At 55.4% G+C, this 15,188-nt stretch carries 8 protein-coding genes; all 8 read right to left on the reverse strand.

Features of this window, described 5'->3' with window-relative positions:
- Nucleotides 1-2: 2 nt before the first annotated feature.
- A complete protein-coding gene (gene pglZ / locus ABNF92_RS08110; RefSeq protein WP_349343870.1) occupies nt 3-2,501 on the reverse strand; it encodes a BREX-1 system phosphatase PglZ type A in 2,499 nt (832 codons plus the stop codon).
- Entirely contained in the window at nt 2,498-3,175 is a 678-nt protein-coding gene (locus ABNF92_RS08115; protein WP_022988842.1) for a DUF4276 family protein, read from the reverse strand. Before ABNF92_RS08115 ends, pglZ begins: the two co-directional genes overlap by 4 nt.
- Nucleotides 3,172-4,284 carry an AAA family ATPase gene (locus ABNF92_RS08120; protein ID WP_022992172.1) on the reverse strand — a complete coding sequence of 371 codons (1,113 nt, stop codon included), beginning with the start codon at nt 4,282-4,284 and terminating at the stop codon, nt 3,172-3,174. Before ABNF92_RS08120 ends, ABNF92_RS08115 begins: the two co-directional genes overlap by 4 nt.
- A 61-nt stretch (nt 4,285-4,345) precedes the next feature.
- Nucleotides 4,346-4,987 (reverse strand): retron system putative HNH endonuclease, encoded by a 642-nt coding sequence (locus tag ABNF92_RS08125; protein ID WP_022988844.1) that lies wholly within the window; start codon nt 4,985-4,987, stop codon nt 4,346-4,348.
- Nucleotides 4,984-6,264, reverse strand: a complete 1,281-nt coding sequence (locus ABNF92_RS08130; RefSeq protein WP_022988845.1) for an AAA family ATPase — start codon at nt 6,262-6,264, stop codon at nt 4,984-4,986. Before ABNF92_RS08130 ends, ABNF92_RS08125 begins: the two co-directional genes overlap by 4 nt.
- A 10-nt stretch (nt 6,265-6,274) precedes the next feature.
- Nucleotides 6,275-9,772: a BREX-1 system adenine-specific DNA-methyltransferase PglX gene (gene pglX / locus ABNF92_RS08135; protein ID WP_349343871.1), complete on the reverse strand. Its 3,498-nt coding sequence runs from the start codon at nt 9,770-9,772 to the stop codon at nt 6,275-6,277.
- An 84-nt stretch (nt 9,773-9,856) separates the two neighbouring features.
- A complete protein-coding gene (locus tag ABNF92_RS08140) occupies nt 9,857-11,530 on the reverse strand; it encodes an ATP-binding protein (RefSeq protein ID WP_349343872.1) in 1,674 nt (557 codons plus the stop codon).
- A gap of 40 nt (nt 11,531-11,570) precedes the next feature.
- A complete protein-coding gene (gene brxC, locus ABNF92_RS08145) occupies nt 11,571-15,152 on the reverse strand; it encodes a BREX system P-loop protein BrxC (RefSeq protein ID WP_349343873.1) in 3,582 nt (1,193 codons plus the stop codon).
- Between the last annotated feature and the right edge of the window lie 36 nt (nt 15,153-15,188).

Here is a 15,188-nt window from a genome sequence, read left to right on the forward strand (position 1 = left end):
CCTCAGAAATCAAAATCGCTGGTAAAGGACCGCCGCATCAAATACCTGAGCGACTTGTATTCCTTGTAGTGGGAGGTGCCGGCGTGCTGTTCTTCCAGCTTCAGGAAAACCTCCTGGCCGTTGGCCTCGTCCGTCTTGCGGCTGAGCACAAAGCGCACCTGAAGCTCCCGCTCGCGGGGGTTCTCCGAGGTCAGGTCAAACGACAGTTCGTGACTGTCCGAAATCAACTCCCCTGACTGGGTATAAATCCCAGCCCGCAGGTGGCGAGGCTGTACTTTCTCGGTAACCGGTCCGGACTGATACAAGGTGACGGCCAGTTGGCCGGAAGTGATCACCGAGCTGGCCCCACGCAGGATGTCCACCTCAACGGCGCTGACATCACTCTGGCGCTTCTTGTTAACCTTCAGGACTGGAATCACAACCTCCTGAAGGGATGCGCCGCCATGCACAAAGCGGCTGCCAGAGCCTTTAAGACGCAGCCGGTTGATGGACTTGGGAATCTGCACTTCCATATCGCCATCCAGCCCAAGCTGCTCAGACGAGAAGTGATGGAAGGCCGGAGAGGCGGACAGCCCCTTACCCAGCACGAACCGACGGTCCCGGTAGCGAATATCATCGCCAGAAACGGCATCGCCCAGGAAATCACTCTCATCCAGCTCACGGTTCTGGTAAATAAAGCCATGGTCAGCGGTGATCAGCAGGTTATTGGCGTTGGCCGCCGTGAGCTTCTTGATCAGTCGAATCAGGTCATCCAGGGTTTGTTCTGCGGCTTCAAAGGCCTGCCCCTCTGAATGCATCTTGTCGCCGGTGTGATCGATGCGGTTGTGGTAGATGTACAGCACATCATTACCCTTGAGCAGCTCACGGCTGTCTTCCCGGTTGAGCTGCATAAAATCCTCCGCCTTGACGGCCTGGCCCCGACCATCCAAGGCGGCCTGCAGGATTTTGGTACGGTTGACCGTGCCCTGTGAGCTTTGGCCATCCACCAGTACCGTACCGGTATCGTTGTCGGCGATTGCCAGGGACTTGTTGGGCAGTAGCGCCGCCATACCGAGCTGGGTATAGCTGGGAAGGGTCGAGAGTGCCGGTTCAAGCTCCGCGCTGTAGCGATCTTCCTGCCGGATAAGGCCCAGCAGCTCATCACCAATCTCATAGCGCATGGCGTCGGAAATGATCACGCAGATCCGTTTGTCCTTGCACAGGTACGGGCGAACCCAGTGCTCGAAAAAGGCTGTTTGCTGAACGACCGGATAGGCCTCCCAGCGCGGCGCGGCATCCACGTGAACCTGGAAGCCGTCGCCCAGCTTGAGCAGGTAGTTGTTGGAATACAAATTCTCCACCTGCTCACTGAGATCGCCCATTAACGATGCCTGGCCGGACATGCGCACATGGTAGGTAAATTTGCGGTAGAGCTGATCCAACTGGAACCAGGAACGGCTGTATCGCTGAACGCCGTCGGAGAGGCTGTCCATGGTGAGACGAGCCTCACCGAGCATCTGGACAAAACGGGCCGCAAACTCAATGGCTTCATACAGGTGGCGGAACTCCCCGTACCAGTGGCCCTGGCGCCGCTGCCGTACCCACAATGCCACATCGCCACTAGTGACCGTGCGGCCTACCACCGCCCGCACCAGGTCACTGATAATCTTCTGGTCGATTAGCCGGAAGTAATCCAGCTCAACCAGGTCCCGGAAGTCCCGCTTACCCAGATCCTGCTCAATGCCCAGCACCTCGGCACACTCGGCAGACAGGGTTTCAAACCCCTGCTCGAACTGCCGGCTGTCTTTCCAGCGCTTGAGGAACACCAGGGCGTCGCCGGTCAGTTTGACATCGCCATCGGTACCCATGGCGTAGCAGGACTTGAACAGCTCGATCACGAAATCGCGCAGGCTGGGTTCACTGGCCTCGTAGCCGTAGAAACGGGTCAGTTGCTCCCACAGGAAGCTGCCCAGACCACAGCGCTCAATCAGCCGGATGCCATCATCACGGTCTTCAGCCAGTTGCTGCAGCAGGGTTTCCACCACCGAGTCCATACGGGGCTCGCTACCGGCACACACGGCCAGCATCTTCAGGCGCAGCTGGCCGGCGGTATCGTCCGGCTTCAGCAACTTCTTCAGTGCCTCCTTGCGCTTGATCGCCTGAAAGAACTCCGTATGGGCCTGAGCTATCTCGGCGAACTCCAGGCCCAACTCCAACTCGGACAGCCAGATGGCCACCTGGTCGGTCCGGAACTCGCCGTGGGCCAGCTGTACGTCCAGCAACCAGTTGTCCAGATCCTCCGGTTGTGGCCCTTCTTTGTACAGCAAGAATTTCTGTTCCGGTGCCTCCCGCAGGATGCGATGTTTCAGGCCGTACTCGTTGTTGGCGATCTCCAGCTTCTCCACGTCCGGAATGGAAACCGCCTCGAAGTCACTGCGCAGCTCTTGCTTGGTGTCGTACCAGAACACAACCCGGTGCTTATCGAAAAGCCTGCCCAGCGCATAATTGATTTGCTGGCTCATTCTTTGCCCCCGAGCTTCTCCAAGCGCGACACCCACTCATCAAAGTGTTTGCATGAGGCCCGCAGAGCACCGAGGCCGATGTGAGCCGCAACCGATACCCCTGATGTCACCTTGTCGTACTCCGGTATCTCTTTGAGAATTCGTTTTGATGGCGCTGTTTCTCGACCGTCATTGATGAGCTCCGGATTTTGGGAGCCGACCATCTTCACTAGATTTCCAATTGGCTGGTCGTGCTCCAGGTACTCCCAATCCAGCTTGGCCGGGTCAGCCAGAATCAGGCTTTCAAATTCATGCAACTGGATATAGGGAATAAAGTTTGGCTTGTTCATTTCATTGCCAAAAGCAGCTTCGAGCCGTTCGATCCTTTGATAAGGCTCCAGCCGTTCCGCCTCGTCAAATCCTGGGAAATCGTCTGGCAAGGCATATAAATCGAACATGCTGGTAAACCAGCATTCCTGGTTGGCGTCTTCCTTCATCCAGGTTTCGATGTCTGCTTTTGCCTTCTGGTAACTGATCAAGCCACCCCGGTATTCTTTGGCTGCCCGTTTGTCCTTGCTCGTTAACACACAGCGCGCGTCGGTGTAGACATCAAAGTGCGCCAGATGGGGTGTCAAAACCTGGTCGACGAAGGCTTTCTCGGTCTGGCCCTCTGCGGTTATGTGCAGTCGAATCACGGCTGCCCTCCCAACACATTTTTCTCCCAAAGCTCCGAGAGGCTGTACCGTTGCAACCATTCACCCAGCGCCTCCGCTTCCAGACGGTGGAACGAGCTGGCGCCGGTCTTTGAATCGCGCTCCACAATCACAATCTGCTCCGGCAGGAATTCATCCACCAGCCGTGTGGACTGGGTGGCCAGGACCACCTGCGTTTTCTGGGATGCACGTTTGATCATACCGGCAAGCTCAAGCGTGGCAGCCGGATGCAGACCCAACTCCGGCTCATCCAGAACGATCACTTTTGGAAGCAACGCCGGTGGCTGCAACAGTAGTGTGGTCAGCGCCATGAAGCGAAGAGACCCGTCGGAAATCTGATCCGGACCAAAAAGATAATCCTGGCGGTAGGTATCAGACCAGTTCAGTCGCACGAAACGGTCATTGCCAGGAAGGGTATCCAGTACGAAGTCGTTGAACTGCGGCATAATCTTGCGAATATGCCGGACAATTCGTTCGTAGTAAGGACGATAGCTGTCCGACTCCTTCAACATCTTGAGGAAGGCCGCGAGGTTGCCCCCATCGCTGCGCAGGTAGGACACATCATCAACGTACACCCGGTCCTTGATTCGGGCGGTGTCGGATGTGTCGTGAAACTGGAAGGTTTGTATGCCTCTGAGCAGACCGGTAAGCACTTTACTGGTGGGCCGATCATCCTGCCCCAGATCCGCTTCGGGGCCACCACTGGACAGAAAGTATTCCTGCGGTCTGGGGTGACCGGCCTTGTGATAGCTTACCTGTTCACCGCTGACGAACAGCCGGTCCGGCAACCCATACGATAGCTTTACATCGTAGGAGTCCGTGGTGCTGTCATCTTCCAGTTTCACGCTGAAACTCAGCGATTCGGTCACCTTTGGGCCATAAAACAGAAGCTGGCTGACGCCCTGCCTGCCAACGTACTGCTGCAGAGCACCAGTGGTCATAAATCCCAACAGCCGGAACAGTGAAATCAGGTTACTTTTCCCGGAGCCATTCGCCCCCAACAGCACCGTGACATCGTTAAAGGCAATACGCTCGTAGTCGTGATTGCTGATGGATTTAAAGCCTTTAACGGCAATTTCTTTCAATTTCATAGGTAGCCCTCCTTCATGAGCGACCTGGGATATTCATGAGAGGCCTGGGAAATTCGATTACTCATGCGGCGGCATAGTCCCCAAACAGGTATTTGATGGTGGTCCAGAACTCACCGAAACGGCCGTCTGCTCCCATGGTTAAGTAGCCCGACACGAACTGACCCAGCTCATCATGGCTCAAGCTATCATCCAGGAAAGGCTCAATTGCTCCAGCTCTCAACTCATTCAACTTGGGCAGGTCGAGGCCCAGTCGGGTAATGGTTTCACAGGCCGCCCGGTCGTTATTGTCAGCAGGTTTAATCCAACCATCACCTTCAAAACCAAACCGGGGCTCACAATTCGCATCCAGCGGAGATATCAACAGCTCGGGGTCAAACCAGTCGCCTTTCAGGTTACCGCAGTGACGGGGCTCACCCTTTCTGATCTGATTCTGGCAGGAGCACAAAAGATTGCCGTAATCCAGCGGATCCACAGTCGGGTCACTCTGAGGCTGAAAGTGTTCTATGTGGGAATCGCCCTCGGTTAACCGGCGTTCACAATAGCAGCAGATGTAACCCTGCTCCCGCATCAATGATCTCTTTACCGAGGCTTTGGGCTCACCCCTCAGGTCGCCATAGGTAGGCTGCCAGTCTTCATTGACATTGGCCAGAGCCTTCCATTGCGTAAAAACTTCAGGTTCGTGGCGCTTCTCCACATACTTCATCGGCCAATCAGCTCCTTGCGTTTGATCAGCACCTTGGCTTTTACCAGTTCCGGATCTTCGCCAATGTCTCGTTCCAATTCAGCAATGCCTTTTCTGGCAGTATCAAGCTCGCCATCATTGATTTGCCCGTAAATAGCTCGAAGAGCATCTTCCACTTGGTCAGGGCGTGTGGTCTCAAGGCCCATCAGATCTTCAAGTACCCTGTCCACCGTCTTCCCGTAGGACTCATTCGGGCGAACAATCTCCAATTCCCCGGCATCTGTCATGTTCATAAGGAACAGATTCTCCGGTTTCACATGGGTAATTACATGCGGTGAATGAGTGGAGATAAAAAACTGACAGTTCGGGAAAACCGCCCTCAAACTGGGCACCACCAGGCGCTGCCATTTCGGATGCAGGTGCAGATCAATTTCATCGATCATCACAATGCCATCTCCCAGCAGCGGATCTTCTCGCTCCGGGTTGGCTATGGCCATGCGCCTGGCAAGGTCGCCAACCATGGCCATCAAGCATTTTTCGCCATCGGAAAGCTGGTTTACCGTCAGCCGCTGGCCTTTCTTCGTTACCTCCATCCGCAGCGGTTGGCGCCTTACGGTCAGGTTTTGGAAGTCCGGCATGAAAATCTCAAGGGCCCGCCGCACCGCCGTTAGCTGCGAATCCGGGAACTCGAAATCGTCCGGCTTGATCAGATCATCTATGTATTTGCGGTTCTCGTTCTCAAGGTCTTCACGCTCCCGGAACCATTCAAAGAAAGTACGGAAGTTGGCGCCACTGGTTAGCGACTCCTCGTAAGCAGAAAGAAGCCCGAACTGATGCTTTTCTCGGATACGCAGTGGAATATCCAACACAGCGCGATTCACCGGGTAGTAAGCAAACAAGGGGATGTTTACCTTCCCGTTGTGTTCGGTGATGCCGGCCTGAATACCCTTGGCCGTTTCGGATGCAGAAATCAGAACAGAGGCCAGGTCCTTTTTGCTGTACCCCTTACGCACCTTCGCCAAGTTCCAGCCGAAGGAAGTACCCTCATCACATAGCTGAATGGCCAGATTGGCGGAGGATTCACCATTCCTGATATCGGATTCGGCAATCGGACGCCCAGACGCACCCGCATGCTTAATCCGATTCGCCAGCCAGGACAGCATGATGGCCGAGGCATCCAGAATGCTGGATTTACCCGTGCCATTCATGCCGACAAACACATTAAGCTTGTCATCCAGATCCAGCGGTAGATCTTGAGCGCCACGAAAGCGCTGCAAGGTTAGTTTGTTGATATGCATGCCTGTGCTCCTAGCCAGAGAGGCCGGTAATCTTCTTTAAAGCTTCGCCAAATTTCGGATAATTGGTCTTCACCCCGTCATCGAGATCAATTTCCACCTGTTCGGTGGCCAGTGGGTAGAGCACATCCCGCTCGTAGTCATCCAGCTCGGCGAGGGTTTTGTTGATCTTCTCGATCTCTTTCAGGGCCTTGGTCTTCTCACCCTGGGAGGCCCCGGCGCTGATACTCAGGGCCTCCAGATGGTTTTTCCGGGCTTTTAGCTTCTCGTCTTTGAAATCCCGAAGATACTCCAGCACCGTGCCCACGGTGTGAGGCTGGTAGCGGTGCATGTAGATCAACGCATTGAATGAGCCCTTGGGTGAGGAGAACAGCCAGTAGATGGGTCGCTTCTTGTAACGGCGCACGTGGTCGTTGTAGAAATCCTTCAGGAAGTACTTGCGAATATCCTTACCCAGCGCTTGCTCGACAAAGCGGAGGTTTTCCCCATAGTGCTCTTCACCAAAGGCGATGCGCAGGAATTCACGGAAGCGCTCGGTGATGTCGTCGGTGAACCAGTCGCCATCGAGCATAGGGATGACATTGTCATCGTCTGCCGGAAAGCTTGGTTCTGGAACCCGCTTCAGGTAGTCGTCGATGGTCTCGCCCTGATTGGCCAGGATCAGTCCCGGCTCTTCCAGTGCATAGCGACCGAACATACAGCCCACGGCATAGGAAATAAGTTCAGCCATAGTGTCAGCACGCAGGCGGATTTCTCGATCTTTCTCAGAACCTTTTATCCCATAACGATAAGCGGGATTGCAGGTGAGTGTTATCTCCTCGATCGGAACTTCGGAAATCAACTCGTCCTGCAGACCGTAGGCTTCGATGAAAATGCGGTTATTTTCTTCCTCCAGCCGCTGCATCTCGTCTGTCATGCCTTGCCAATGGGCGCGGAGACGGGAGTAGGTGGCCTCCAGTGTTTCGCAACGATAGTCAGGCGAGAGCAGCGGAAGTGTGGTGAAATCCCATGAAGTTTCGTATGAGTCCCAGTCTTCTTTGGAAGATAGAACGCACTTTGAAGCGGTTCTTTGAACGGAAGCCATGCCCTCACCAAAAACTGGCAAACGTCCAATATCACCTGGGTTTGCAGACATCGTGGGAGCGATGATCGACAGAAAGTATTTTGAAACTGTTGAGTTCAGAAACGCAGCAACTTCATTCTCTCGTTTTGCAACAAAGCAGGCGAGACCGGTTGAGGCGAAAAGCTCTCCACCAGGTGACACGCGAAAGGACAGGCTTCCCGATGTAATGCTATTCCAGTTCACATTGGGCTGGAATATATAGTCGAGATTAAAGTTAGTCGCCCAAATACGATCTTCTTTAGGATGTCTCTTGTTTCGTATTTCGTGCCCATCCGAAGCCCAGTTTACCGCATTCTCCCGATTACCGAACCACTTACGAAACTCTCCACCCATGATGTAGGGGAACCATTTGCACCCGGACACCTCTGCATCTTCTCGACTTTTCGCTCTAGAATTGAACTTCTGAATACTGACTTCTTGCCAGGCCCGAACGAAGATATCGTTGTTAGCGGTTACCATGCCCTTTCGAGTTACCGCTATGTTTTGAAGTTTTTTCCCTTGCGTGAATGCATTGGCGGCTTCATTCGAAAGCCAGTAAGAAAGCGGCCAACCCGGGACCGTTTTTAGGAACGACTGTTTTACGGAGTAATGACCTTCGTTTGGCATCAAAAACAGTCGTTCTATTTCTTCAGGTTTTCGAACGTCTACATGTCGCGTAAATAGACGCCTATATACGCCTTTGCTGTTCGCACTAGGAGTAGTGTTCCGGAAGCAAAAAGCTGTCGAACCAAAATCTGAGCCAAAAATTCCACGACCGAGATGGAGGAGAGAATTAATCGTTTGCTCTAAAATAAGTTGTTCGCGAAATTTCTCAAAGGAACTAAGAAACATCCAAGACGGAAGGTTGATCATGCTCCAATATCCGCCACGAATGTTTAGCTCCTGAACCCTCGTCATAAAGCAGGTCATCAGGTCTGATTTCGCTTTAGGATACGCTTTGGCCACCCAACTTTTGATCGTCGGGTTCATATTGCTGGCGCCCATATACGGCGGGTTGGCCACCACCACATGATACTTGGGCAAGAGAGCCTCGGCCATTCTCAGGACGGCCACCAGACGGTCCTGTATCTCCTTCAGCAAAAGATCCCCGTCGACACCTCGCTCCTCTACAACACGCAGTGTCTCCGCAGGGTCCCGTAGTTTAGGTAGTATCAATGAGCCGAAATTTTTCGCCTGCTCGAACTGTCCTAGCGTCTCGCGCAGCTCTTTCGTGAACAGGTCCTTACCCACCACGGCGGCGACGTCCTGCATCTCGGCGCTGGTAAAAGCCACGTTCTCCAGAACGACAACATTCGGCTGCACGGGCTTTCGGAAGAAACGGCGTTGTCTGGCTCGCGCCTTCATGGTCAGCGCAAATGCGGCCAGTTCTCCAGCGCGTTCGTCGATCTCAATTCCGTAAAGGTTATTAGCCAGAATCTTGGCCGGAATATCGGCAGGTTCGTAGCCTTCCTCTTCATAAATGGCATACAGCAGATCGAATGCATACGTCAGCATGTGTCCCGAGCCGCAGGCCGGGTCACAGATCTTGATCTCTTCCGGGCTATTGATCCGCAGGAAGTCGGTCTCTGGCTCTTCCGGCTTGATGTAGTAATCCATCTGCTCGATCAAGCCGGAGTTGGGACGGTTGAGCATCCAGAGGCGTCCCAACGAGTTTTCCACCAAATAACGCACAATCCAGTGCGGCGTGAATAGCTGGGTCGCCGCTGGGATATTCTCGGGAGTAACCTTCTTGTTCTTCTTAAGATCGGCGAATACCTGGTCTTTCTTCTCGGAGATATAGAACTGATACAGCCAGCCGATCACCTCGACATCTTCACAGGCATCCGGCGTCATGGCTTCGCGGGTATAGGCCAGGATTGAGTTGCCTGAGAGCAGATCATCCGGCATCAAAAGCTCGGTGTAGTCGTCAATACGCTCGAACAAGAACGGCATTGCGCTGTACCAGTAGTTACAGGCAGCTACGACCAGTAGGCGATAGGCTTCCCCCTGCGGATCCTGACTGGGTGTTTTGCCGTCCAGCAGAGCGAAGATCTTTTGACGGGTTGACTCCGACACCATTTCTTCATCGATATGGCCCATTTTGGCATCAGCCAGGATCTCGGGCTGGAACTGCCCCTCTGCAGGGGAAACAATGCCAATGCGGTTGTAACGATTCACGTCCATAAAACGCAGGGCGCAGAAGCGGTTGAACCAGATATAGGCCACCCGCTCGATAACCTGTTCTTTGCCTTGGTCGGTTATCGCCTCTTCCAGCTTTTTGATGGCCGATGGGCTTTCCCGCCGGGCGGGGCTTTCTTCGGCCAATACCAGTTTTAGCTTGGCGCCGACCTGTTCAATCAGGCTGCGGCGGGCGAACTGAGCGAATTTTCTGAGTTTTGCGGTTTCCATCGATTCATGCCTTGGTTTTGATCGTGACCGAGCGATATACGCTGACGCATAAATGAGCGTATATATCTACGCTGAGCGCATAAATTAACGCGCGCGCTTGTAAATAGCCCCTTTACGCTCGCCTATTTGCTCGATTTCTCCCCTTTTCTTCAATCTGGCCAACAACTTGTAGGCTTGATCCGGGCTGATATGGCACAGCTCAACCACGTCAGCACGTTTGATGCTGCCGTGCGTATCAATAAAGCTCATGACCATCTGCTCTTGCTGGATAGGATCAAACCCTGCCTGGCGTACATAGGCGGCCTTTTGCCCCGCCCCTTGATATACCTTGGCGCCCAAGGTGTAGGTGCGGCCCTTGCCGGTTCCGTGGGCTTCCACCATGCCGGCTTCCACCAGTTTCTCCAGGGTGCCCCGTACCACGGTTTCCGGCTTCTGCACGGACCTGGACAGATCGGTCGTCCTTAAACGCCGCTCATTGCGTAGCCGGGACAGGATAATCAGGCTGTCGATGGGCATGGCGGCGCCGGTCTGTTCCTCGCGCTCGACGATCATGCGCAGGAATTCGGCGTCCGCGTCCGCAGCGCTCATGCGCACGGAGACGGTATGAGCGGACGACATGGAGTAGTCGGGGGCGGTACGCCCGTAGCGGAGCATACCCTCGAAGATCCGGTCGATGCCCCGGCCAGTGCGTTCGGCAAGGCCGATGCGCTTGATAATGTCAGCCAGCAAGGGGTTACGGGAGCGAGGGTCGGCCACCAGCAGGTTGTCCAGGTTGACGCCTTCCACAAATCCACCCGGGTTGCTGATGCTCAGGCCATCGTCGTCCAGTTTGACGTGTACGGCGCCCAGGGCGCTGTAGTCGCGGTGAACCAGAGCGTTCACAAAGGCTTCCCGGAAGGCCCGGCGGTCGAAGTTGGGGATGGGCACGCGAAACAGCCCGACCTGAATCTCCTCTTCCTCCACCCGGGCGCGAAACAGCACTTCGACCTCTTCAAAGGTCTCCAGCAGCGGTTTGCGGTAGAACTCATTGACCAGAACATCGGTACCGCGCAGCACCTGGAAGGCTACCTCGTGGGAGGGCAGGTGTTGCCGGAGCTGCATTTCGTTCCCCAGCAGCAACAGGCCTGCAACCGTGGGACGGCGGATGCCTCCCACGCTCACAGTCAGCCCCAGGGCGCCGTCCAGCTCATCGTCCGCCAGGGGCATCAGGCTCTGGTCGCCGCCGTACTTCTTGATGGCGTTGCGGATTCGGATGCGCTGAATCGGGTCCAGGTCCTCAACCGCCAGGTTTTCCACCGGCAAGGCCGAGGGGTCGGTTACCCCCAGGCTGGACTGGCGCTGAACAAACTCATGGGGGTAGAAGGGCACGGCCTCCGGAGTGCCGTCCATTCTCAGACGCCGACGTTGCAGCAGACCATCCGAGGTGGACACCAGCTGCCGGGACTTGGGCACCTGGATCCTGGCAATAGGTTGCCCTTCCAGCTCCAGGGACTCAACGCGCACGGCCAGCGAGGGAATGGTCTTGTTGGCAATCAGCGCGGGCAGGCCGGCGAGGTTGCGATGATTGGCATGCAGCCCAGTCGGGGTGCCATCGTCTTCAACGCCCAGGAACAGGTCGCCGCCCTCGGTGTTGGCCAGGGCCACCACCGCAGCTACCAGATCCCGGTCCGGCAGGCTTTTGACGTCGCTCTTGAACTCGACGGCAAGGCTTTCGCCACCGCGAATGAGCGCCCGGATTTCCTGTTCGGCTTCGTGCATGGCTATCCCCAACTTTGACCGATTAGACGGTTCGGCACGCTTAGATCTGGACCTTGCGCCCTTGCTGGACTTCAACCAGCAGGGCCTCGCGCAGGGCATTCAGATAGCGCTCCACATCCCCCTCGTCGGCCAACCAGGCCTTGTCGAACGCGACACGGAGGTTGCGGGCGTGAACGTAGTCGGCTGCCGATTCCTTGACCTCATGAGGCCCCCGGTTATCCTGGTCTTCACTCTGGCTACCTGGGTGCTGATCGGGGTCGTCTGCCGGTGCTGATTTCTGATTGGCCAGCGCCACCATTTTGCCCAGCAGCTTCTGGTAGCCCTCTTCTTCAAAGTACCGGGTACGGTCCTTGATCACGGCAATCAGGCGCTCCTGCCCGATGTAGTCGACCAGATCCCGGAACGGTTTGTTGAGCTCATCCTGGCGTGGTTCCGGCAGGGACTGATATTCGTCCATACTTTGCATGCGTTCCTGCATGGTATTCAGGGAGGTTTCTGCCTGAGCTCGGGTTTGCTGCACTTTCTCGTCGATGCGCTCCTGCAGGCTATCCAGTTGGCCCTTGAGCTGCTGAATGCGATTCCCTTTGTAGCAGTTGGGGTCGTTCAGGATGGTGCGGATCTGCTCGATCTCGTCCCCGGACACATAGATGAAGTTGGGCTCTTGGCTCTGCAGGAAGGACCGAGCCTGGTTGTAGATGTCTTTTTGTGAACCGCCCATAAACTTGCGGATGGGGTCGATGACATCCTCTTTCAGGTCCAGAAGTTGGTCTTCCTGCTTGCCCAATTCCGTCAGGTGCCAGGTGTAGGGCTTTCCGGCGACCTCTTTCAGCGTCACCAGGGCAGGTTTCAAGGCATTGAGAAACGGGTACTGATCGACCTGCGCTATCCGCCGATCCAGGTCGTGGTACATGTCCTGGAAGGCTTCGCCGGCCTCTTTGCCGAGGGCCTTGGCTTCGCTGCTGCGGGGCGGGCTGTCGAAGAAGTCCTCGTAGAACGACTTGAGGGCTCGGACCTGAGAGGCGGTGAACTCAATCTGTGGTTCCAGCACCACGTTGCCGTGGCCGTGTGTGTTACGCAGGGCGCGCTCCAGCTCGCTGTCCTCCAGGATGTTACCGTCGAGACGAACTTCCACCTTGCCACGGGCACACAGGTTGGCCAGGGTGCAGAGAATCGCGGCGTAATACCAGCCGTAGGGTTTGCGTTCGAACTTTTCCAGCAGGCTCTTCAAGGTGGTGCGGACACCGCCCCGGTTGTTGCTCTGAATGAACGCCAGCACCTCCTGCTCGGATTCCGCCAGGGCTGTGGCGTCGTTACCGAAAAGGCCATCGTCTGTACGGTTGAGGCAATTGCTGATGTCGTTTTCCGTGTAGGAAACGCCGCGCAACATGCGGAGGTTGGGGTAAGCCCGTGAAATCAGCTCATGGAAGCCCCGAATAATGCGCGTCTGGGGGTCCTCATTCGCCACTTCCACATCGGCGCCGCCAATGAGCAACTTGGACTTGCCCATGAGGGTCTGAACCTGCTGCCGGAGCCTGGCCTCGCGCTCACGGTTCTGGAAGCCCTTGTCATTCAGGATCCGCTTAACGGCTTCCTGCTGGGTAACGGAAATGTTCTGCTTGATGTACTTCTCGGTGCGCTTGAACATGAGCAGATCGCGCACCAGGCGCTCGTCCGACGGCATGAGCACGAACAGCTCGTCCGCCTTGTAGGTCGAGGCTGTGCGTAGCATTTGCTCGTTGTCAGTATGCTCGTGGAACGGGCTGATGACATTGATCGAGAGCTCGTATTCACGCCCATGCAGACGATCATCCAGTTTGCGCGAATAGGAGTAGTCCTGCCCCTGGTTTTGGGAGGAGCCGGCGTCATAGCGGATTTTGCGCTGTTTTATAACAAAGTCGAAAACGATCTTTTCCAGCTCGTCCGCAACGTCCGATGACTCAACCTCTGTGTTCTTGATCTCCTGCTCGACGTCCTTTTCCTCGTCCGTCAGGTACTCGTACTGGTCGCCGTTGCGCTGTATGTAGGTCTGTTGCTCCAGAAGGCTCAGGGCTTCTTCGACCTTGGTGCGAAGTGCCGGTAGATCCTGATCGAAGGCATCCAGCATCAGCACGCAAAGGTTGCGCACCGTGGGCTTGAATTCCTTGACATATTTGACCAGGAACAGGGCCTTCAGCAGCCGGATAGCGAAGGCATTATCGAGATGGTTCTCGGCCTGAATAATCGCCCGCTGTATTTGTGATTTCAGTGCAGAGCGGATGCCTTCAAACATCAGGTCAAAGGTGGCCAGCTGGCCCACCTCATGGTTGCCGATGTGGATGGCCACCTGCTGGAAAACACCCAGCATGGAGCGCTCACCGACAGAACTGTGTTTACCCTCGAAGGCGTTGTGCTGCGACAGATTCTGGATCGCCGATTGAAACAGCGCGAACTGGTAGGGGACGAAGGGGTAGCTGTGGATGAAGTGGTCCCTGTCCCGGAAGTTCCGGTAGGTGGCCGATCCATCCGCGAAGTCAAACAGGGTTTTGAAGTTGTTTGCCTGCGCGTGATAGACGTCCGACAGCTGATTGACGCCTTCTTCGGTCTTGGTTAGCAGGCGCTTCTGGATGACCTCCGCCACGTCCGCACTGGACAGCTTCATACGGTTATTGAACCGTGCCTGAATTTTCGAGAAATCGTTGCCTTGCTGCTTGCCCATTTCGCCAACCACGTTTTTCATTTCTTCCTGGGCGGTGACGATAATCCAGGCCCGCCCACGACACTTGGTGGCGAGGCTCTCGGCAATGGTTTGCAGGTTGGTCATCAGCTTGGTGTTGTCGGCAATGTACTGGCCAACCTCGTCCACAAAGAAGTTCAGGCGGAACTCTTTGTGGCCACCCTCTTTTGCCTGCTTCTCGATATAGGTGTTCACATTGTCCGCGAAGTCCTCTATCGAAACTCGGTATTCGCTGCGGTACTTGTCCAGAATGCCCGCTGCCGACTGCGGGTCGCCACCGGTCACAGCGGCGTAGGCTTTGGCGATATTCGCGCCTTCCAGGAGGGCCTGCTCCCGGCCTTTCTGCCAGGGGCGGCCGGCGATGGTCTCGTACTCGGCTTTGAATTGTTCGTACAGGCCACGGCCGTCCAGATCGCGCTCAAACTGGGCAATGTGCCCTTGTTTGCCGTAGTAGCCGCACATTTCGTCGAAGACTTTAACGAACACGGCCAGAAGCGCATCGATTTGGGTTTTGCTGATGACATCGGCTTTCTGGTCGATGTTGAACAGAATGCTCTTCGCCGGAATTGAGACAGCTCGCTTCAGGTCGCCCCGGAGAATTTCATTCTCACTGCACTTGGGAAGGAACAGGTCCAGGGTAGTAGCACCGTCCATCTCCCGGTTTTCAAGCAGAAGGGCCAGCATCTTGAGGAGGTGCGACTTACCTGAGCCGAAGAAGCCGGATACCCAGACCCCGTTCGCCCCTTCGTAGTTATTGTAGGCGTCCAGGAACTCTTCGAGGCGTTTCTCGACTTCGTTGGTCAGTACGTATTCTTCAATTTCGAGGCGAAGACTGGCTTCATCGTCGGCTTTGATAACGCCTTCAATGGGGCGGTCAACGGGCTTTAGAAAAATATTCTTCAATGTCATTGTACTTTCCCTTAATGATTACGCCTCGAATCGTAT

The organism is Marinobacter sp. MMG032, from assembly GCF_040112695.1.
In the GTDB taxonomy this organism is placed as follows: domain Bacteria; phylum Pseudomonadota; class Gammaproteobacteria; order Pseudomonadales; family Oleiphilaceae; genus Marinobacter; species Marinobacter salsuginis.

Excerpts from the sequence above, each read along its gene's own strand:
- pglZ (WP_349343870.1), bottom strand. The coding sequence starts at position 2,501 with ATGAGCCAGCAAATCAATTATGCGCTGGGCAGGCTTTTCGATAAGCAC.
- ABNF92_RS08120 (WP_022992172.1), bottom strand. The coding sequence starts at position 4,284 with ATGAAATTGAAAGAAATTGCCGTTAAAGGCTTTAAATCCATCAGCAAT.
- ABNF92_RS08125 (WP_022988844.1), bottom strand. The coding sequence starts at position 4,987 with ATGAAGTATGTGGAGAAGCGCCACGAACCTGAAGTTTTTACGCAATGG.
- ABNF92_RS08130 (WP_022988845.1), bottom strand. The coding sequence starts at position 6,264 with ATGCATATCAACAAACTAACCTTGCAGCGCTTTCGTGGCGCTCAAGAT.
- pglX (WP_349343871.1), bottom strand. The coding sequence starts at position 9,772 with ATGGAAACCGCAAAACTCAGAAAATTCGCTCAGTTCGCCCGCCGCAGC.
- ABNF92_RS08140 (WP_349343872.1), bottom strand. The coding sequence starts at position 11,530 with ATGCACGAAGCCGAACAGGAAATCCGGGCGCTCATTCGCGGTGGCGAA.
- brxC (WP_349343873.1), bottom strand. The coding sequence starts at position 15,152 with ATGACATTGAAGAATATTTTTCTAAAGCCCGTTGACCGCCCCATTGAA.